The 19,529-nt window shown below is 45.0% G+C and carries 30 protein-coding genes and 2 tRNA genes; 24 read left to right on the top strand and 8 right to left on the bottom strand.

From position 1 onward, the window contains the following. Positions 1 to 43: 43 nt before the first annotated feature. The 8 genes from uvrC (at position 44) to J4760_RS04290 (ending at position 7,532) form a co-directional block, all read left to right on the top strand. Entirely contained in the window at positions 44 to 1,813 is a 1,770-nt protein-coding gene (uvrC, locus tag J4760_RS04325) for an excinuclease ABC subunit UvrC (protein ID WP_145286679.1), read from the top strand. 129 nt (positions 1,814 to 1,942) lie between these two features. Continuing rightward, on the top strand, positions 1,943 to 2,554 hold the full coding sequence (locus J4760_RS04320; RefSeq protein ID WP_145286676.1) for a succinate dehydrogenase cytochrome b558 subunit: 612 nt from the start codon (positions 1,943 to 1,945) through the stop codon (positions 2,552 to 2,554). 15 nt (positions 2,555 to 2,569) lie between these two features. After that, positions 2,570 to 4,339, top strand: a complete 1,770-nt coding sequence (sdhA, locus tag J4760_RS04315; RefSeq protein ID WP_237604900.1) for a succinate dehydrogenase flavoprotein subunit — start codon at positions 2,570 to 2,572, stop codon at positions 4,337 to 4,339. Then, positions 4,340 to 5,104 (top strand): succinate dehydrogenase iron-sulfur subunit, encoded by a 765-nt coding sequence (sdhB, locus tag J4760_RS04310; RefSeq protein ID WP_237604899.1) that lies wholly within the window; start codon positions 4,340 to 4,342, stop codon positions 5,102 to 5,104. Between the two features lie 87 nt (positions 5,105 to 5,191). Beyond that, positions 5,192 to 5,635, top strand: coding sequence for a MarR family winged helix-turn-helix transcriptional regulator (locus J4760_RS04305; RefSeq protein ID WP_145286667.1), 444 nt, complete (start codon positions 5,192 to 5,194; stop codon positions 5,633 to 5,635). Continuing rightward, complete coding sequence (racE, locus tag J4760_RS04300; RefSeq protein ID WP_237605044.1) at positions 5,628 to 6,464, top strand: glutamate racemase; 837 nt, start codon at positions 5,628 to 5,630, stop codon at positions 6,462 to 6,464. The genes J4760_RS04305 and racE overlap by 8 nt, the downstream gene beginning before the upstream one ends. Continuing rightward, positions 6,436 to 7,038: an RdgB/HAM1 family non-canonical purine NTP pyrophosphatase gene (gene rdgB / locus J4760_RS04295; RefSeq protein ID WP_237604898.1), complete on the top strand. Its 603-nt coding sequence runs from the start codon at positions 6,436 to 6,438 to the stop codon at positions 7,036 to 7,038. Before racE ends, rdgB begins: the two co-directional genes overlap by 29 nt. A 5-nt stretch (positions 7,039 to 7,043) precedes the next feature. Further along, positions 7,044 to 7,532 carry a YfcE family phosphodiesterase gene (locus tag J4760_RS04290; protein ID WP_145286662.1) on the top strand — a complete coding sequence of 163 codons (489 nt, stop codon included), beginning with the start codon at positions 7,044 to 7,046 and terminating at the stop codon, positions 7,530 to 7,532. A 17-nt stretch (positions 7,533 to 7,549) separates the two neighbouring features. Here J4760_RS04290 and J4760_RS04285 read toward each other — a convergent pair whose 3' ends face one another. Beyond that, entirely contained in the window at positions 7,550 to 7,783 is a 234-nt protein-coding gene (locus J4760_RS04285) for a hypothetical protein (protein ID WP_145286659.1), read from the bottom strand. Between the two features lie 47 nt (positions 7,784 to 7,830). Here J4760_RS04285 and J4760_RS04280 point away from each other — a divergent pair, with 47 nt between their 5' ends. From J4760_RS04280 to J4760_RS04265, 4 genes are all read left to right on the top strand, one after another. After that, a complete protein-coding gene (locus J4760_RS04280; protein ID WP_145286656.1) occupies positions 7,831 to 8,202 on the top strand; it encodes a thiol-disulfide oxidoreductase DCC family protein in 372 nt (123 codons plus the stop codon). Positions 8,203 to 8,242: 40 nt separating this feature from the next. Next, on the top strand, positions 8,243 to 8,785 hold the full coding sequence (locus J4760_RS04275; RefSeq protein WP_145286654.1) for a GNAT family N-acetyltransferase: 543 nt from the start codon (positions 8,243 to 8,245) through the stop codon (positions 8,783 to 8,785). Between the two features lie 106 nt (positions 8,786 to 8,891). After that, positions 8,892 to 8,965: transfer RNA gene (locus J4760_RS04270), tRNA-Arg, on the top strand. Positions 8,966 to 9,014: 49 nt separating this feature from the next. Next, positions 9,015 to 9,088, top strand: a tRNA-Arg gene (locus tag J4760_RS04265). A gap of 124 nt (positions 9,089 to 9,212) precedes the next feature. Here J4760_RS04265 and J4760_RS04260 read toward each other — a convergent pair. The 6 genes from J4760_RS04260 to J4760_RS04235 form a co-directional block, all read right to left on the bottom strand. Next, on the bottom strand, positions 9,213 to 10,229 hold the full coding sequence (locus J4760_RS04260; RefSeq protein WP_237604897.1) for a tyrosine-type recombinase/integrase: 1,017 nt from the start codon (positions 10,227 to 10,229) through the stop codon (positions 9,213 to 9,215). Positions 10,230 to 10,241: 12 nt separating this feature from the next. Beyond that, positions 10,242 to 10,688 (bottom strand): ImmA/IrrE family metallo-endopeptidase, encoded by a 447-nt coding sequence (locus tag J4760_RS04255; protein ID WP_237604896.1) that lies wholly within the window; start codon positions 10,686 to 10,688, stop codon positions 10,242 to 10,244. A 75-nt stretch (positions 10,689 to 10,763) separates the two neighbouring features. Then, on the bottom strand, positions 10,764 to 11,723 hold the full coding sequence (locus J4760_RS04250; protein WP_237604895.1) for an Abi family protein: 960 nt from the start codon (positions 11,721 to 11,723) through the stop codon (positions 10,764 to 10,766). 148 nt (positions 11,724 to 11,871) lie between these two features. Further along, a complete protein-coding gene (locus J4760_RS04245) occupies positions 11,872 to 12,246 on the bottom strand; it encodes a hypothetical protein (RefSeq protein ID WP_237604894.1) in 375 nt (124 codons plus the stop codon). Positions 12,247 to 12,375: 129 nt separating this feature from the next. Next, positions 12,376 to 13,041 (bottom strand): hypothetical protein, encoded by a 666-nt coding sequence (locus J4760_RS04240; RefSeq protein ID WP_237604893.1) that lies wholly within the window; start codon positions 13,039 to 13,041, stop codon positions 12,376 to 12,378. Positions 13,042 to 13,105: 64 nt separating this feature from the next. Then, complete coding sequence (locus J4760_RS04235; protein WP_237604892.1) at positions 13,106 to 13,450, bottom strand: helix-turn-helix domain-containing protein; 345 nt, start codon at positions 13,448 to 13,450, stop codon at positions 13,106 to 13,108. Positions 13,451 to 13,595: 145 nt separating this feature from the next. On the opposite strand from J4760_RS04235, the gene J4760_RS04230 reads away from it, so the two are divergent. Together J4760_RS04230 and J4760_RS13245 are read left to right on the top strand one after the other, a co-directional pair. Beyond that, entirely contained in the window at positions 13,596 to 13,823 is a 228-nt protein-coding gene (locus J4760_RS04230) for a helix-turn-helix transcriptional regulator (RefSeq protein WP_237604891.1), read from the top strand. Between the two features lie 15 nt (positions 13,824 to 13,838). Then, complete coding sequence (locus J4760_RS13245; protein WP_255695259.1) at positions 13,839 to 13,967, top strand: hypothetical protein; 129 nt, start codon at positions 13,839 to 13,841, stop codon at positions 13,965 to 13,967. A gap of 139 nt (positions 13,968 to 14,106) precedes the next feature. On the opposite strand, the gene J4760_RS04225 is transcribed toward J4760_RS13245, so the two are convergent. Beyond that, positions 14,107 to 14,325: a hypothetical protein gene (locus J4760_RS04225; RefSeq protein WP_237604890.1), complete on the bottom strand. Its 219-nt coding sequence runs from the start codon at positions 14,323 to 14,325 to the stop codon at positions 14,107 to 14,109. 50 nt (positions 14,326 to 14,375) lie between these two features. Between J4760_RS04225 and J4760_RS04220 the strand changes: the two genes are divergently transcribed. The 10 genes from J4760_RS04220 (at position 14,376) to ssb (ending at position 19,528) form a co-directional block, all read left to right on the top strand. After that, the gene (locus J4760_RS04220) at positions 14,376 to 15,110 is read left to right on the top strand and encodes a BRO family protein (protein WP_237604889.1); all 735 of its coding nucleotides are present in this window, start codon (positions 14,376 to 14,378) and stop codon (positions 15,108 to 15,110) included. 159 nt (positions 15,111 to 15,269) lie between these two features. Continuing rightward, positions 15,270 to 15,776 (top strand): hypothetical protein, encoded by a 507-nt coding sequence (locus J4760_RS04215; protein WP_237604888.1) that lies wholly within the window; start codon positions 15,270 to 15,272, stop codon positions 15,774 to 15,776. Position 15,777: 1 nt separating this feature from the next. Beyond that, complete coding sequence (locus J4760_RS04210) at positions 15,778 to 16,056, top strand: hypothetical protein (RefSeq protein WP_237604887.1); 279 nt, start codon at positions 15,778 to 15,780, stop codon at positions 16,054 to 16,056. Between the two features lie 4 nt (positions 16,057 to 16,060). Next, on the top strand, positions 16,061 to 16,228 hold the full coding sequence (locus tag J4760_RS04205) for a hypothetical protein (RefSeq protein ID WP_237604886.1): 168 nt from the start codon (positions 16,061 to 16,063) through the stop codon (positions 16,226 to 16,228). 121 nt (positions 16,229 to 16,349) lie between these two features. Beyond that, entirely contained in the window at positions 16,350 to 16,550 is a 201-nt protein-coding gene (locus tag J4760_RS04200; protein ID WP_237604885.1) for a hypothetical protein, read from the top strand. A 15-nt stretch (positions 16,551 to 16,565) separates the two neighbouring features. Continuing rightward, positions 16,566 to 16,709: a hypothetical protein gene (locus tag J4760_RS04195; RefSeq protein ID WP_237604884.1), complete on the top strand. Its 144-nt coding sequence runs from the start codon at positions 16,566 to 16,568 to the stop codon at positions 16,707 to 16,709. Positions 16,710 to 16,779: 70 nt separating this feature from the next. Further along, positions 16,780 to 17,727, top strand: a complete 948-nt coding sequence (locus J4760_RS04190; protein WP_237604883.1) for a YqaJ viral recombinase family nuclease — start codon at positions 16,780 to 16,782, stop codon at positions 17,725 to 17,727. Positions 17,728 to 17,729: 2 nt separating this feature from the next. After that, positions 17,730 to 18,554 carry a recombination protein RecT gene (gene recT / locus J4760_RS04185; protein WP_237604882.1) on the top strand — a complete coding sequence of 275 codons (825 nt, stop codon included), beginning with the start codon at positions 17,730 to 17,732 and terminating at the stop codon, positions 18,552 to 18,554. Positions 18,555 to 18,582: 28 nt separating this feature from the next. After that, on the top strand, positions 18,583 to 19,023 hold the full coding sequence (locus J4760_RS04180) for a hypothetical protein (protein ID WP_237604881.1): 441 nt from the start codon (positions 18,583 to 18,585) through the stop codon (positions 19,021 to 19,023). After that, positions 19,016 to 19,528 (top strand): single-stranded DNA-binding protein, encoded by a 513-nt coding sequence (gene ssb, locus J4760_RS04175; protein ID WP_237604880.1) that lies wholly within the window; start codon positions 19,016 to 19,018, stop codon positions 19,526 to 19,528. The genes J4760_RS04180 and ssb overlap by 8 nt, the downstream gene beginning before the upstream one ends. Position 19,529 lies beyond the last annotated feature (1 nt).

The raw sequence follows: 19,529 nt of genomic DNA, 5'->3' as shown, positions 1-19,529 counted from the left end.
CCTTCGGGCGGCTTTTTTATAATATAAATGTAGAGGGATCGCTATGGAAGAACTTAAACTTAAACTGTCGGTACTGCCGACTGAACCCGGATGCTATCTGATGAAGGACCGGCATGGTATCGTCATCTATGTCGGCAAGGCCAAAAACCTGAGGAATCGGGTCAGATCCTATTTTACCGGTGCGCACGATGAGAAGACGATGCGGCTGGTCAAGGAAATTGTCGATTTCGACTTCATAGTGACCAATTCCGAAGTCGAGTCGCTGCTCCTCGAGCTGAATCTGATCAAGAAGCACTATCCGAGATACAACATCCTGCTCAAGGACGATAAGAGCTATCCTTTCATAAAGATCACAAAGGAAAGGCACCCGAAACTGATCGTCACAAGGACTGTCAAACCATCAACAGGTACATATTTCGGACCGTATCCGAATGCGTACAGTGCGCATGAGACGAAGAAGCTGCTCGACCGCATCTATCCGCTCCGCAAATGCAATACGATGCCGGATAAACTGTGTCTGTACTATCATATCGGCCAGTGTCTTGGCCCCTGTGTCTATGACGTCGAGGCCGAACAGTACAGGGAGATGATCGATGGCATCACCCGTTTCCTGAATGGCGAAACGAAGCAGATCGTCGATGAGCTCAAGGACAAGATGGCCGTGGCATCTGAAAACCTGGAGTTTGAAAAGGCCAAGGAATACAGGGATCTTCTCGGGCATATCGAGGCGACGATGAACAAGCAGAAGATGATGACGAAGGATGTCACCGCAAGGGACTGCTTCGGTTTCAGTGTGTCGAAAGGGTGGATGGCTGTATCCGTATTGCTGATCAGGAACGGCAACCTGATCGAAAAGAAGGCGGACATGTTTCCGATCAACGACGATGTGCAGGAGGAATTCTTCAGATATATCGCCCAGTTCTACGATCTGAAATCCAACCTGTTGCCAAAAGAAGTGCATATCGCCAATGGTCTCAATCAGGAAATCATCGACGAGTACCTGCCGGTCAATGTGCTCCAGCCGAAAAGGGGGCAGAAGCGGGAGATGGTCGATCTGGCAACTAAAAATGCCGAAATCGCCCTTGAGAACAAATTTGAAATGATCGAAAAGGATGAGGCGCGCACCGTCGGTGCCATCGAGCGCCTCGGTGAAGCACTCAACATCGAGACACCGGTCCGCATAGAGGCATTCGACAACTCGAACATCCAGGGGGTCGACCCGGTCAGCGTCATGGTATCTTTCGTCGACGGGAAGCCGAGCAAGAAGGACTACCGCAAGTACAAGATCCGGACGGTCACCCAGCCGGATGACTATGCTTCGATGGCGGAAGCGGTCAGACGCAGATATACACGTGTGCGGAAAGAGGGGCTGCCTCTGCCCGATATGATCATTGTGGATGGTGGAGTCGGCCATATGAATACGGTCAAGTCCGTCCTGCTGGACGAACTGTCACTGGATATACCCGTTGCAGGACTTGCGAAGAACGACAAGCACAAGACTGCTGAACTGCTGTACGGGGACCAGGCAGCGATCGTCCCTTTGAAGAAGAATTCCCAGGAATTCTATCTGCTCCAGCGGATACAGGATGAAGTCCACAGGTTTGCCATCAGCTTCCATAGGAACACCCGCCGCAAGACATCCGTCACATCGAGGTTGGATAATATCGAAGGAGTGGGGCCAAAGCGCAAACAGAAGCTGCTGACCCATTTCGGATCGATAAAAAGAATGAGCGAAAAGCAGGTTGAGGACTTTACGGAAATCGGCATCCCGGCTCCAATCGCGAAACGGATACTGGAAGCGCTTAACGCCTGATATCACGCGCTTGAATTTTCTCAATATTTTTTAGCATAACCTACCGGGTCGCCTTGATTTATGTATACCTTGGGAGTAAAATGGTTCTTGTGTAAACTTATTTCATTGGAGAGTTAGGGGGGAATTCGAGTGTCGAAAAAAGATTCAAGCTTTGCAATCAGACGTCTTCATTCTTTACTTGGAGTCATACCACTAGGGGTTTTTCTTATTCAGCACCTGCTGGTCAACCACACTGCAACCCGCAGTGAAGAGGCGTTCAACTTTGCCGCCGGAATCATGGGCAGCCTGCCTTTTGTACTATTTCTGGAGATATTTGTAATCTATATCCCGATTCTATTTCATGGTATATACGGCATCTATATTGCTTTCACTGCGAGATATAATGTGGGTACATACAGTACATTCAGAAACTGGATGTTTCTTTTGCAGAGAGTCAGCGGTGTAATTGCTTTCATATTCATCGCCATCCACGTCTACCAGACGCGGGTACAGGTGTTCTTTGGAACAGAAGTGGATTTTGACATGGTCCATCAGATTGTTTCAAACCCGGCATGGCTGGTATTCTACATCATCGGCATCATCGCGACGGTATACCACTTCGCGAATGGCCTATGGTCATTCATGGTGACATGGGGCTTTACTCAGTCCGACAGATCACAGCGCATAATGAGCTATGTATCCGGCGTCATCTTCGTCGTAGTGAGCTTCATCGGTATACAGGCAATTTTGGCATTTATCTAATAAGGAGTGGACAGAATGGCTAATGATAAAATCATCGTTGTCGGTGGCGGACTCGCCGGACTGATGGCAACGATAAAAGCAGCTGAGGCAGGTGCTGAGGTGGACCTGTTCTCGATTGTGCCGGTAAAACGGTCCCACTCCGTATGTGCGCAAGGTGGAATAAATGGAGCAGTCAACACTAAAGGTGAGGGCGATTCTCCAGCAATCCACTTTGATGACACGGTATACGGTGGGGACTTTCTGGCCAACCAGCCGCCGGTCAAGGCAATGACCGAAGCGGCACCACAGATCATCCACCTGCTCGACCGCATGGGCGTCATGTTCAACCGGACAGCTGAAGGTCTACTCGACTTCAGACGCTTCGGTGGCACGCTGCACCATAGAACGGCATTCGCCGGTGCAACGACAGGACAGCAGCTTCTGTATGCATTGGATGAGCAGGTCAGAAGCTATGAAGTGGATGGTCTAGTAAGAAAGTTCGAAGGATGGGAATTCCTCGGTGCAGTACTCGATGACGAGGGCCGTGCACGCGGAATTACAGCTCAGGAGATTACAAGTGCCGACATCCAGACGTTCAAATCGGATGCAGTCATCATGGCAACAGGCGGTCCTGGCATCATCTTCGGGAAATCCACCAATTCCATGATCAATACAGGATCTGCAGCATCTGTTGTATACCAGCAGGGCGCAATCTACGCAAATGGAGAGTTCATCCAGATCCACCCGACAGCGATACCGGGGGACGACAAGCTCAGACTGATGAGTGAATCGGCGCGTGGAGAAGGCGGACGTATCTGGACATATAAAGACGGCAAGCCATGGTACTTCCTCGAAGAGAAATATCCGGACTACGGAAACCTCGTACCACGTGATATCGCCACACGTGAAATCTTCGACGTGTGCGTCAACCAGAAGCTCGGTATCAATGGAGAGAACATGGTGTACCTCGACCTTTCCCATAAGGATCCGCATGAGCTTGACGTTAAACTCGGCGGCATCATCGAAATCTATGAGAAGTTCACTGGTGACGATCCACGCAAAGTGCCGATGAAGATTTTCCCGGCAGTCCACTATTCAATGGGTGGCCTGTATGTGGATTATGATCAGATGACGAATATTCCCGGGTTGTTTGCTGCAGGGGAGTGCGACTATTCCCAGCACGGCGGCAACAGGCTCGGAGCGAATTCCCTGCTGTCTGCAATATACGGCGGCATGGTCGCTGGACCGAATGCAATCCAGTATGTCAAAGGTCTTGATTCCACTTATGAGGATCTGGACGATTCCGTCTACGACAGGCATGTAAAGGCCGAGCAGGAGAAGTTTGATGGTATAATGAACATGGATGGAGATGAGAACGCTTACGTCATCCACAAGGAGCTTGGTGAACTGATGACGGACAATGTTACAGTAGTCCGCCACAATGACAAGCTGCTCGAAACAGACAAGCGCATTGTCGAACTCATGGACCGCTACAAGCGGATAAACATCAATGATACTAAAAAGTGGAGCAACCAGGCTGCATTCTTTACACGCCAGCTATGGAACATGCTTGTGCTTGCGCGCGTCATCACGATCGGTGCCTACAACAGGAACGAATCGCGTGGTGCACACTTCAAGCCAGACTTTCCTGAACGGAATGATGAAGAATGGCTCAAGACGACAAAAGCATATTTTGAAGGTCCACTCGAAGCACCGCGTTTCGAATACGAAGATGTCGATATAAGCCTCATCCCGCCTCGTAAAAGAGATTACTCGAAAAAGGCTGAAGGGAGTGCTAAGAAATAGATGAGTGAGAAAATGATAAAGTTCAACATAAAGCGTCAGGAAAATACAGATGCAAAGCCGTACTGGGAAGAATTCGAAGTCCCTTACCGTGAGAATATGAATGTCATCAGTGCATTGATGGAGATCCAGAGGAACCCTGTCAACACAAAAGGTGAGAAGACGACACCTGTAACCTGGGACATGAACTGTCTCGAGGAGGTCTGTGGTGCCTGTTCCATGGTCATCAACGGCAGTGCACGCCAGTCGTGTACTGCACTGATCGACCAGCTTGACCAGCCGGTGAAGCTCGAACCGATGTCCACTTTCCCGATTGTGAAAGACCTTCAGGTCGACCGTTCATTCATGTTCGACAGCCTGAAGCGTGTGAAGGCATGGGTGCCGATCGATGGTACGTATGACCTGGGTCCTGGACCGCGCATGCCTGAGAAGAAGCGCCAGACAGCATACGAACTGTCAAAATGCATGACGTGCGGTGTATGCCTTGAAGTGTGTCCGAACGTCAACGACAGTTCCAAGTTCATGGGTGCAGCACCGATCAGTCAGGTCAGACTGTTCAACCTGCATCCGACAGGCAGCATGAACAAGAATGAAAGACTGGATGCATTGATGGGCGAAGGTGGTGTCGCCGAATGCGGTATGGCTCAGAACTGTGTCAAAGCGTGCCCGAAAGGCATCCCTTTGACAACTTCCATTGCTGCAATGCAGAGGGAAACAAGTTTCCATATGTTCAAGTCCTTCTTCGGAAGCGACCACGAAGTGGAATAGACTGTAATGGGAAGAGCGCTGCTCTTCCTATTTTTTTGTTTTCAATTAAGTTATAATAGAGGAAATAATCGAGAAGGACTGGGGTCAATGAGCGATAGAGAATCCATCATATCCATAGAAAAATCAATACGGTACATATCGGCACATGTAAAAAGTCATGGCCGGGAGATCCTTAAGAAATACGAACTGTCCCCTTTGCAGTTCGTGGCCCTGCAGTGGGTGGATGACAAGGTCGGCATTACAATCGGCGAGCTGTCGAACAGGCTCGATCTGGCGCACTCCACGACGACGGATATTGTCGATAAGCTGGAGAACGGCGGTTTTGTAGAAAGACAGAAGTACGAGAAGGACAAGCGTATCGTGCTTGTACTGATGAAGGACAAGGGGCTTCAGATCATCAAGGAAGTCATCGCAAAGCGTGTTTCATACATATCTGAAATAACGGACCATCTGTCCCCAAAAGAGCGTGACATGCTGCCCGGCATTCTGGAATCGATACTGCATGAAAGTGAAAAAAGAAGCGATGAATAGGCCGATCGGTGTCATGGATTCAGGCGTCGGTGGACTGACGGTTGCCAAGGAGATCATGCGGCAGTTGCCGGATGAATCGATCGTCTATTTCGGAGATCTCGACCGGTGTCCCTACGGCAGCCGCTCCATGGAGGAAGTCACACGCTTTACGCTGCAGGTTGCCGACCATCTTGTCAGCCGGGGCATCAAGATGCTGGTGGTCGCCTGCAATACGGCAACAGCAGCCGCACTGCATATTCTTGAGAAGAGATATGATATACCCGTCATCGGTGTCATCAATCCTGGCGCACGTAGTGCCATACAGAGCAGTTCGAACCAGGATGTCATCGTGCTGGCTACTGAAGGTACGGTCGCTTCCAATGCCTATCCGAAAGCGATCCATCAGATCAACCACCGGTTCAAAATACAGAGTACCGCATGTCCCAAGTTCGTTCCGCTTGTAGAAGAGCTGAGATACAAGGACAAGGTGGTGGTACGTGTTGTACTGCACCAGACGCTGAAGCATCTTGCAGATACGAAGGCCGATACAGTCATCCTCGGATGTACTCACTATCCGCTGCTGGCTGATGAGATCAGAGACTATTTCTATGGCAGGAAAAAAGTGATCGACTCCGGATATGAGACTGCACGTGAGGTCAGTGCGATGCTGACAATGCTCAGGCAGCATGCATCTCCCCAGTCGAAACCAGAGCATCTGATGATAGTGAATGGAGAAACCAGCCGGTTCGAATATATACTGAAAGACTGGATGCCTTTCATCGAATACAGTCTGGAGCAAGTTGAACTGAAGGAGGAACAGTATGGTGAAAATCGTAGTCGCCAGCGGTAATAGAGGAAAGATCAATGATTTCAAAGCAATCTTCCCGAATCATGATATTATCGGCATCAAGGAGATTCTGCCTGACTTTTCAGTCGAAGAGACGGAAGACATGTTTGCCGGCAATGCGAGGCTGAAAGCCGAAGCCGCTGCCGAAGCACTCGATATGCCGGTTGTGAGCGATGATTCCGGTCTATCCGTCGATGCACTGGATGGTGCGCCCGGCGTCTACTCTGCCCGATATGCAGGAGCGGATGCGACAGATGAAGATAATAACAGAAAACTGCTCTCTGCACTTGAGGGAGTGAGTGACCGCCGTGCCCATTTTACAAGTGCCATCGCACTCGCCATCCCGGGTATGGAGACAAGAACATATATCGGTGAACTGCATGGCGAAGTACTCGAGTCACCCGAGGGCGAACATGGTTTTGGCTACGATCCTCTATTCAGAACAGAAGATGGCAAGCTGCTCGGCATGATTAGTACCGAAGAAAAAGGGGAAATAAGTCATAGAAGAAATGCACTCGATCGTCTGATGGAGGATAAGGAAGTCTTTAACGTACTCATACGATATAATGAGGGGTGACAGAAATGAAGATACTGATTGTGAGCGACAACCACGGCGAACATGGCATAGGCTATGAAGCGTTCGGCAGGAATGCCGGGGATCTGAACATCCACCTCGGTGATAGTGAGCTCAGCTATGACGACACTGAAATGGCACATTTCGAACGTGTGACAGGCAACGTCGACAATGACAGCCGCTATCCGGTTGAAGGCTATAGTGAGGAAGCACAGGCTTTCTATACACATGGCCATTACTATGACATCAAGAACAACCGTGAAGTACTTGCCGACCGTGCCCGCGAGTACAATGCCAAGTATGCATTCTATGGCCATTCCCATGTGGCCAAGGCCGAGAAGGTCGGGGACATCTACTGCATCAACCCAGGCAGCATCTCCAACTCCAAAGGTGAACTGGTGGAGTCCTATGCAGTGCTCGACACTTCAAGCAATGTTGTCACTTTCCTCGGTCGGGATCATAAAGTACTGCGGGAAGTCGATTTGGATACACTGTAGACCAGGGTGCACCTGGTCTATTTTATTAGAAAAGTCAGCAGCATGACGGCTGTAAGGCACAGGATGGTCCACGCCATCATGCCGCGCCCATCCCGGGATCGCATGACAGCCGCAGTCGAGCCGATCAGCAGGATGGATGCAACGATGAATATGGCAGGCCGCATTTCGAATGTCGTGTACCGGATGCTCAGGTAGAGTATGGAGAGAATGGTGAAATAGGTCGCCAAATAAACTTTGACAGGGCTTTTCATATGTATGCTGCTCCTTTCGTGCAGGCCATAATCCAGGAGGATCAATTATGAATATACTTTATTTCGATGACGATTGCATCATCTGCAACCGATTCGCAAAAATCATCACCCGGCTCGACCGTAAGGGCATACTGCGTTTCGCATCCATAAAATCACTCGACGGCATCATCCCTGCGCATATCGATTCTGTCGTCTACTACTCGGATGATATGTATCTGCATTCCGATGCCATCATCGAAGTTCTGGCAGATACCACAAGAGTCAGAGCCATTCGGGGGCTGAAGGTCATTCCGGTATGCTGGCGCAACGCACTGTACCGTTTCGTTGCCAGAAATCGATATCGCCTGAACGAAAAGATGTCGTGCACCATCGACAATGAAGTCAGAAAGAAAATCATCAGTTCCAACAGCCCATCATGAGTATTCGAGTTCAACAACAATCATATAAAAGGAAAGTGTTATGGTGATCATTAAAGTCGATGCAGAAATTGAACTGAAAGCAATACAGCAGAAAGATTATGAAATCGTCTATGATGCAGTGGATCAGAACCGCAGTCATCTCAGAAAATGGCTGCCATGGGTCGACTACATGAAAAGCGCTGAGGATTACATTGAAATCATCAAGGCTTGGCAGGAGATCATCGATAATGGGACAGGCCTGCAGCTCGGCATATTCCATAAAGGCGAATTCGTCGGCATGTGCGGTTACAATGAAATTGTTTCACTGAGCAGCCGGGGTCAGATCGGATACTGGCTCACCAAGAGTGCCCAGGGGAAGGGCATTGCCAGTCGTTCAATCAGCCATCTCGTGTCCTATGGTTTCGATACCCTGAAACTCAATCGCATTGAAATCATATGCGGCGTATACAACTATAGAAGCCGTGCACTGCCCGAGAAATTGGGGTTCGTGGAAGAAGGCATACTCGCCGATTACGAGTTCCTGTATGACCATTTCCACGACTGCATCATGTATCGTCAGCTCAAAAGGGAATATAAAGGATGAAGGTTTTAAAATCTTATACCTCCCAGGTGTAATAAAACATCATTAATTTTCAATAGACGTTTGACTTTTACCCTCAAAATTGATTATAATTGTATTTGTTCGATTGGTCCTGGTAGCTCAGCCGGATAGAGCAATAGCCTTCTAAGCTATCGGTCGGGGGTTCGAATCCCTCCCAGGACGTTTATAAAGAACCCCATATACGGGGTTCATTTTTTTATCATCATATCATGTCCCAGTAGCTCAGCAGGATAGAGCGACAGCCTCCTAAGCTGTAGGTCGGGGGTTCGACTCCCTCCTGGGACGTACTATTTCAAAAGTAATTCTTTATAAAACTCTGTAAACCGCATGGTTACAGGGTTTTTATTTTTTTCTTCGTTGTATAAGGGGGATTAAAGGTAATTAGTTTGGTCAATATTTGGACGATATATCACATACCCCCTAGGAGTATAAGTGTTTTATGATTATCTTCAACATAATGATCCTTTAATAAATGGCTGTAGACCTTCGTAGTGATACTAATATTCTTATGGCCGAGTCGCTGGCTGATATAATATATGGACACATCATTGGCCAGGAGGTAACTGCAGTGTGTATGTCTGAGCGAATGAAGGGTTTTATCCTCAGAAATGTTTAAGTGTCTCAGAGCGTGCTTAAATGTCTTCTCAACGGCTCTGTGAGAAAGATTAAATATATAATCATGTAGATTGATGGTGTGTTGTGAAAGCACCAGCTTAATGTGAGCCATATCCTTTTCAGCAATATCTACATTGCGATCGGATGTCTCTGTCTTAGTGCCTGGTAAATGAATTTGGTTCTTATTGAGATCTTTGTACTTTAACTGGTTGACCTCCCCGAACCTTGCACCAGTGCAGATGAGTATGAAAATGAAAAGAGCACTTTTACTGGAGTAATTTTTAATATGGTGTTTCAGTGCTTTATATTCGTCTACCTCCATGTACTTTTCATCTTCTGGGCGTGGAGGGACCTTCCCGTAGATATCTGCATCCCAGGTCGGGTTTTGATAAATTAGGCCGTCTTTGACTGCATGCTCCAAGCATTTGTTTACGGCATTATGGACTTTCCTTACAGTCTCTCTCGTATGTCTCTGAGCATACTTATTGATGAATTCCTGATATTCTATTCCATTGAGATCTTTCAGGCGCTTTGTAGGTCCGAAATGATCTTCCATGAGGTTTAGAACATTCTTATAGTTATTCCACGTTTTCTGGACCACTCGGCCTTCCTTCTTGGCAATCATCCACCGTTCATAATAATCAACCAGCAGCACATTTGAGGTTGCATCAACGCCTCTGGAGGCTTCATTAACGATCCGCCTGATTTGTGCTTCGGCATCGACTTTCCTACTGAATCCTTGTCTCCTATACCGTTTTCCGTTGTATCTGAAATCATATCCATACTTCCCATTGATTTTTATAGCTTTCATTAATGATCACTCCTAATTAAACGTTGTTATGCGTGTTTGCTCAATCAGCATTTCTATACGCTGCAACGCCATCTCAAACGGCATGCCGAAGTAATTGGCAACCTGTTGGGCATCATACAGTTCATGCTTCATAATGAGCTTCTCAGGCATCATGAGGAGTAGGGCGAACTTCTCGGCTTCAGCTTCCTGCATTGCGTTAAAATCATCTGGCATTATTCTCTGGTCTGTACAGTGCAGCAACATGTGTCCCAACTCATGGCAGAATGATTTGTACATCTCGAATCTTTTGTCGAACCGTAAACCAATGATGTCTATGCCTTTCTTGTGTACATAGAAATCTCGTTTATGGTTATACATTATGTGGACATCAAACATATAAGCCAGGTGCTCGATGGATAGATCCAGGCGATCTACCACACATATGTCCACAATCTCGTTGACTTTCTCTTCGATTCTCATCAAAATCCCCCTTGAATTAGAACGTGTGTTCGGTTTTAAGTTTAAAAAAGTACTGACCACCAAAAGTGCCAGTGGTCAGCTGGTTGTACTTAAGTCTCTTACAGATTGTTTAAGTTTGTAGATAAAATCATTCGGCAAGCCACTTACTTCTAAAAAAATATCAGAAAAGTGGTTTCCCCTGGATTGTGTGAAGAATTTATATAGTGACTCAACTTCTGCTATAAACTTTCCTCTTAAATAAGAATCATTTATAAGTAGAATGATTGATAGTAGAAGTTGGTAAATTCTTCTTTCATATTTATATATCTTATTTATAGGTATCACAGTTTTTGAAAATAAATTTGTATAATTCTTTGGTTGTACTTTTGTTACGGTTTTGTAGTTTAACAATCTACCACCATGTGCAATTGTATTCCTGAATTCATGTATAAAGTCCATATGCTCTTTAAAACACTGCAATTTATCATTTTCAGATACACTTTTTAAAAAAGGTACCATCTCATTAACAATGTAATTTTTATGATCGTTCTTTAATTCTTTATATATATTTTTAGTATCTCCCAAAGGTATGTGTTTCAGAAATACCCATGGGGGGATATCACTGTATTTATCAAGATAATGCTTTGCAGGGTCTCTAGTAAAATCAATATGATCTTTTTCTTCTATTTTACTAAACACTCGCTCTGAAGAAATCTTAGTTTCATAGTTGTCGGGATTGGTATAGTCAGCTTTGTTGACACCGAATTCTTGACCCATTAAGTAAGAGAGGTGGGATTTAAAAGTATTTTCGATCTGAATAAGATATTTAAAGATTAAACTTTGCAAATCGTTGTCTATTTCACGGATGGCTAACAAATCATCGATAGTAAGTTCTTGGTTTTCTTGAACTTGCTTTACATCGCTTTTGTAGTTATTTACTAAATCAAAATAGCCATATATTTTGAAAGAGTGTATAGCAAAATCATCGTTGATAATTTTAATTTTATTATCATCATTTAGCTTATCTTTTAACTGCTCATAAGTATAAAAAATCATTTTTCTTCATCCCTTCCCATCAAAGAGAAAACCCCCCGTTTACATTAATGTAAACGAGGGGCGGCTACGTAGTAGCTCACTAATTCTCTAGCCAACTATGAGTGAGGGCTCTTCCTTTACATTAATTATAACATATTTTGTTTAATATTCAAGAGTAGCTGATTTCGATAGGATCTCCTACCTGGATAGGTTCATCAGTCACTTCTCTAGTAAGAAATTTTGAATCTATCCTAAGGGCTTGACTTTGATAAAAAGAACCTGAGCCCAGTCCGATACCGAAGTTCATTTGCTTTTTTGAAGTGCAGTAAGAAAACTTATTATCTATTTTACTTAATGTAAGTTCTGCTTTAATGTGATAAATTTTCCCCAAATTTTCTTCAGTAAAAGGGTCTTTTATCGGTAGACTGTGGTTGGATAATATTTTGATTCCTTGGCCAACTTCAGCTCCATCTCTTTTACCATAATTTATTATGATGGTTTGCTCATCAACTATAGCTGCAACACCAAACTTTTTCTCGCTCACTTTTAACAACTCCTATCTTTACTGATAATCTCAAAATCATTTAGTGCAGGATAAGAAGAACGATCACCTTTGTAACTTTATTAATTGTATATACTGGTCACCAGAAAACCGATGGTCAGTCGGTGATAACTACTCACTTGTTTCCAAATCGTTTCGCACTTGGAATTCCGCAAGATTAGCAAGAGCATCCATTAGGTAACCATCTCCGCCTTCTATTTCGCTTTCTATCTCGCTAATTAGAGAAGGGGGAGCATTTCCTGTATCAAACATTTCCATCCCTTTCTTAGCTGCCTCTTGTCTGTAATCCATCGCCAAACGCATATCACTTATAAACTCATTGATAGCATCTTTGTCTTCATCGTTGAGAAATTGAAGATCATAATCTATCATGCTAACTTTCAAAGAGCCATACTGATTTCGGAGTGTGTCTAGGTTTTCATAAGCGGTATAAGGATCGATAGTATCGGCATTTTCCATCGTCGAGCGCCATCCATCATCCCAAATCATATCGAAACGCTCGATATCGCCCGTAATGGTGTCGTTCAGTGCCGCAGTTTGCTCAGCGTAAACGACTTCCTCTTCGGCTTTTTTCTCAGCTTCTTTCTTTTGCTTCTCATCATATTCTGCTTGTCTGCGGGCTTTGGTTTCTTCGGCTTGTGCTTGTTCAGCTTCTTCAATGCTCTTTTCATCAATTTCTTCGGCGGCTTCTCCCACTGGTTCACCGTCAGAATACCTCACACAACCCGTCAGTAATAAAATTGATACAAGCCCACTGCTTATTATATACTTTTTCATTTTGTAGCCCCCGTTCAATACCATTTGTGTATGATAATGTATCAATAAAAGGGCATAGCCCTAGTTATTTCTTCTTCTTTCTCTCAATCAGAAAGTCCAGCTGGTCGTTAACCAAGTCCATGATCTCTTGTTGTTCTTCTGGAGATAGCTCATCAAAGCCTGCTTTATCTCGAAACATGAGAGCATCGGGTTCCTCGTTCTGCTTTTTGACTTTCCTACCGTTCAAATCATCCAAAGAAATTTCTAGAATATCTGCAATTTTAATCTGTGTATCGTTATCAGGTGTTCTATGAGAACTTTCATACCTGGATAACACTACGTTAGAAACGCCGATTTTTTCTGCCAGTTCTTTTTGAGAGTAACCACGCAATGTCCGGTAATGTTTGATGCGATTACCTATATTACTCATTCTCTTACCTCCTATTATGCTATATCTAAACTTTACCATATCGGTAATGCTAAATTAATTTCCTTTTCGGTAACTTTATTTTTTGACTTACCTTTTTGGTAATGATATTATGAAGTTACCAAATCGGAAAGTGAGGTGATTAAAAATGGCAGGAGAAAAAATTGATATCAAAAGAATTAAACAAGCACGATTAGACAAGGGGATGTCAGTATTACAGGTTTCTGAAGCATTGGGATATCACAGCTACGTTGCTTATTACAGAAAAGAAGAAGGCCAACGAAGGTTTAGTACAACCGATGTATTAAAAATTTCTCAAATACTCGATTTAGAGCTAGAAGAAATTTTTTTAGATGATAAGTTACCACAAAGGTAATTAAGGAGGGATAACATGGAAAAACTAATGGACGCAGCACTTAAAGCACTACTGGAAGAGATTAAAGAAGGTAAAGATCCGCAATTGGTTGAAGCAACTGCGAATCTAATTAAAGCCATTACGGATTACAAAATCAATTTTTAAAACAAGGAGCTGTATCACATGAAGAAACTATTATTAGGAGCAGCCCTCTCAATCGCAGTTGCAGCTGTTATCAGAGGACTGCGAGCGGAATAACTGAAGACCGTTCAATGGTCACGATAGACAGCCGAAAGATAAAAGGTTATACCTCTTCATCTGGTAGGTCATTTAACTGACTAACAGGCGTACCCATTTCCTCAATTCGCTCGATTACGTGGACGTATTCACTTAGATAATCACGAAAACGTGTGTCCATGTACGCATCATACTCATCATCATTTTCGAACTCACTAGGACTTTTAGTGTGTGGAAGCGTCTGGATATATGCTTGAGCAAATTTTTCGGCATTTATTCGGGCCATATTTATCACCTCCCTCCTAGGGAGAGTATACCAAAGAAAGAAGGAATAACATGGAAGAATTGCAAATATTCAGTTTTGAAGATAATGACGTACGAACAACTGTTATTAACGATCAGCCTTATTTTGTGGCATCCGATGTATGTGCTGTTCTGGAAATCAAGAATTCACGAGATGCAGTTAGTAGATTAGAAGACGATGAAAAAGCTACGTCGGTAGTACCGACACATTACGGAGACAAGTTGATGCATGTAATAAATGAGAGTGGTTTGTATGCATTAATATTTTCCAGTCGAAAAGAAGAAGCAAGAAAGTTTCGGAAGTGGGTCACATCAGAAGTTCTTCCCCAAATACGGCAAACAGGGAAGTACGAAGCGCCAAAGGATCCAATGGAGATTATGAGGCTTCAATTCGAGGCAATGGACCAGACGAATAAGAAAGTTGCAACTATTGAGAAAGACGTCACGTACCTCAAAGATGAAGTAAAGCTTGAAGCCGGTGAATATGGCTATATCAATCGTCATGTTGCCAAAACAGTGATGGAAACCATCAGAGCATTTGCTTATGCAAATACGAAAAGTGTTAAAGCGGCTTTATTTAAAGATATTAATCGAGGCATCAATGAAGTCGCTGGCGTTAAGACACGCACACAGCTCAGACAGAAACACTTCAACCTGGTTATCGATTTTATTAATGAGTGGGTACCCTCAACCGCAACACGTTTAAAGGTGCAGCAGCTGTCATTGGAATTTGCTGATGACCAAGTGGACGGCCAAGCAAATGTATAGAAGATGATGCCAATGAGCGACCAACTCACTGGCATCGATGAGATAGCGACCAACTATCTCAAATGAGTTATCAATTATGCGACTGATTAACTCTAACTCAATAGTAACCGCAAGGTATGACAACTATCAATAGAGAAAAATATACAGGAGGACAACATCATGCAACAGTCAATTGTCAACTATCGCAAACGCAGCGGAATCACACAGCAGGACATTGCAGACATCTTCTTCACCGACAAGTCCAACATCTGCAATATCGAGAAGGGGAGACGCAATGTCACTGTCTCAATGCTTGAAGCAGGCTTCGCCAATGCGCCCGACAGTCATCTGCTGAATGACCTGGCTTACGAACTAACACAAGGATACACATCACCCTCACCGTCGAACCGAGTGTACGACGATCACCGACTAGCTTTCAGTATGCGGGTAGTTCGAGAAATGAAGGATCTGAAATCGGTCATGGCCGAACACAATTTAGACAAGCATCCAGAATTCCTGACTCAAGAAGATAAGGAAGAAATCCATCACATTGTTGCAGAGGTCCAGGACGTCATTTTTGAAGCCACCGGTTTCCTGATGAAGCTGGTCAAAGACTATGACTTCATCACACCGCAGACTGTCAGAAAGAATCGGGATGTCCGACTGAAAATGGAAAGGAGAATCTAAAATGCCAATGTTCGTAGCTGAGAACGAAGAGCAGCTGCTGGAAGTATTCAGAAAGGTAGCGATGCAACTGCAACCAAAAGAAGAGAAGGACGAGCGTATGTATCTGTCGGTCAAAGACTTCGCCAAAGATACCGGCATCAGTGAGACGTTTCTTCGCACGCATATCCTATACGACGATCGATTTAAACAGTATGTATCTCAGATTGACCGCAAGATCTACATTAAGCGACATGAAGGGCGGAGGGCGCTCGAGAAAATCATGGACGACTATCGGAGGTGAGCGAATGAAGTGGATTGGAGTATTCCTGTTCGGTATCATCTGCAGCTTGTCGGTACTACAGATCATCAGTACAGAGCAGATCCTGATGCTGTCGTTTATCTTAATCGTCGTATTGACCATCGTCTCACCAGTCATCGCTGAATGGATCGCAAAGAAGAGGAGGACCAGTTAGATGGCGCAACTGATTATCTGCTGTTTTGTCGTCACATGGATACTCGGATCACTCGCAGTCCTTGTTGTTATCGATGAAGTGGATAAAAAGATCATCAAATATACAGGTAGGAAGTGATTATATGCATGCAAACCCAATACTGCCAGTACCGCAGCTAAAGTCAATCGAAGTCACAATCAACGCCACAGTAGACGTCAGGTATTTTGATGATTACGAAGACACTGTCAATGAAGATTATGTCAGACGTCAGGTCGAGGATGCTGTTGCCAAAGCGAATTACGAAACAACCGAGCTTGTAGATTTGAAGCTTGAGGACTATTGAGGGGAGGTGAGATAAATGGGTGAAATAGCAGACATGATGCTCGATGGTACATTGTGCGAAGGGTGCGGCGTAGTATTTGATGACATTGTTGCAGGTGAAGAAGAACCAGGTTATCCAAGAACTTGCGAAGATTGCAAAGAATTTTATGAAGAGCAATAAAAAAACACACACTCTGCAAAGTGTGCGTCAGAAAAATAACCAATCTAATTATAACACGAGGAGGTCTATCATGGTACAACCCATCAATATCAAACAACTAACACGTCAAGAATGGCTCAAGGAACGTCAGAAGGGACTTGGAGGCAGTGACGCTGGCACCATCCTTGGCGTCAACAAGTGGAAGTCCAAAACACAGCTGTTCTTTGAGAAAGTGGATCCGGAAATGATACAGGAAATCGACAACGAGTATATCTACTGGGGCAACACCTTGGAAAACATTGTTGCTGAAGAGTTCGCAAGACGTACAGGAAAGCGCGTCAGAAGAGACAACAGGATGCTGAGACATCCGGAGCACGATTTCATGCTTGCCAACCTGGACCGTGTAGTCGTCGGAGAGAAGGCACTGCTCGAGTGCAAGACGACTTCTCAGTTCAATAAGGACCAGTGGGAAGGCGACGAAATACCGGCACAGTATCTTTGCCAGGTGCAGCACTACATGGCGGTTACAGGCTACGAGAAAGCATACATTGCCGTACTTCTCGGCGGTAACACGTTTATCTGGAAAGAAATCAAGCGTGACGAAGAGCTGATCGACATCATCATCCAGGCTGAAAAAGACTTCTGGGAGAACAATGTGCAGGCCGGTGTCATTCCTGAGATTGATGGCAGCCAAGCGACAAGCGACTTTATCAATAATATGTACAAAGACATTGACAATGAAGAAGTGGCACTCAGTGAAGATGCTGATACGCTGCTGAAGGCCATCGAAGCCTGCAAGCGTGACATCAAAGAGACGAAGGATCTTCAGTCTAAGTATGAGAATCAGCTGAAGGACCAGCTCGGTCACAACGTAGCAGGGAAGACATCAAACTTCCTTGTCACCTGGAAGCCTCAGACCAGACGTTCTATTGATAAGAAAGCACTCGAGGAGAAGTATGGCAAGGACGTCATCGATCCATTTCACAAGGAAACGACGTATCGCAAGCTGACCATTAAAGAAATCAAGGAGGAAGAATAATTATGGCAACGAATGAGAGTCTGAGAAACCAGGTGGCAACGAAGCAGAAGAACGAGGTGGCGGACGGCAAGAAGCCAATGACCATCAATGACTATATCGACCAGATGGCACCAGCCATGGCGCAGGCGCTTCCGAAACATATGGACATTGATCGTCTGACACGCATGGCACTTACAACCATCAGAACGACGCCGCAGCTAAAGAATGCAGATGTCGCAAGTCTGCTCGGTGCCGTGATGCAGTCTGCACAACTTGGTTTAGAACCAGGACCCCTTGGACAGTGCTATCTACTACCATTCAAAAATAATAAAAAAGGCATCACAGAGGTTCAATTTATCATTGGCTATAAGGGGATGATTGATCTTGCCAGACGTTCCGGTCACATTTCAACCATCTATGCCCATGCAGTGTATGAAAACGATGACTTTGAGTATGAGTTGGGATTGCATGCAGACCTAAAACACAAACCAACAGAGGATAATCGCGGTGAATTCAAAGGCGCTTATACTGTCGCTCACTTCAAGGATGGTGGCTATCAATTTGAGTATATGCCGAAGTCTGAAATCGACAAACGGAAAGCGCGTAGTAAGTCCGGCAACAATCCTTACTCTCCATGGGCTACAGATTACGAGGAAATGGCTAAGAAGACAGTCATCCGTCATATGTGGAAGTACCTGCCGATCTCTGTAGAAATTCAACAGCAAGTATCTGCAGATGAAGGTACAGGTAGAAACATCAAAGATATAACGCCAGATGAAGAGAATTTCGTTGATATGCCTGAGCTACTTGAAGCGCCAACTGAATCAGAGGAAACCGAGGGGGAGTAATCTCCCTCTCCAATTAGGAGGAGAAGTCATGAAGATTAAAACAGCGAAGCAGATGAGGTTGGATGAGTTGATTAAGTATGTGTGGGAGAAAGAGGACTATCCAAACCGGTTCGTAAACAATTTCAATGGTGAAGTAGTTTTTAATTGTTCGGGAAAGTTCATGACTGATGACAGTTTTATTAGTCATAATTCTCTATTCACCGTCGAAGTCGAGGAAGAAGTGACGGAGGACACGGTCTTGGAAGAGTTGCTGGATGTTATACAGCAAAAAGAAGGCAAAGGCGGGAAAATTTATGATAGCTACACCCGCAAAAGCATAAGAGGTGTTCTTGATTTACCTGCCGGAGACCATGTAGATAAGGATTTGACTATATACCACGTAAACGAAAAAGGGATCTTGACGCTACTCTGGTCAGCCGAATATGGCATCCCAACAGAAGGCGTGCTGGAGGTCGATTCCAATGCTTAACCGTGTCGTACTTGTCGGCCGCCTCACTAAAGATCCGGAGCTTAAAGTCAGTCAATCCAATATATCTGTCGTTAACTTCACACTGGCAGTCAATCGTCCATTTACAGACTCTAATGGGGAGCGTGGTGCCGACTTTATCAATATCGTCACTTTCCGCAAGCAGGCTGAAAACGTGAACCAGTACCTGAAGAAGGGGAGCCTGGCTGGGGTCGATGGTCGTCTGCAGAGTCGCTCCTATGAGAACAAGGAAGGGCAGCGCGTCTATGTTACCGAAGTGGTCGCTGACAGCGTTCAATTCCTGGAGCCTAAAGGCTCGAATGACTCGAGCAGACAATCAGCTCCACAGAATCAAAGAAGTGCTTCAGGCAGCAGCTATGGCAACGAGACGAGAGGTCAGAATCAATCAAACAGCGGAAAAAGCCAACAACGAGAACCGAATCCGTTCCAAGGTGATGGGCCAGTGGATATCAGTGATGACGATCTCCCTTTTGAACTAGGGGCGTAGA

Origin of the sequence: Salinicoccus sp. ID82-1, from assembly GCF_021991715.1 — a bacterium.
Taxonomy (GTDB): Bacteria; Bacillota; Bacilli; order Staphylococcales; family Salinicoccaceae; genus Salinicoccus; species Salinicoccus cyprini.
This window is presented reverse-complemented; position numbering and strand designations above follow the sequence as displayed.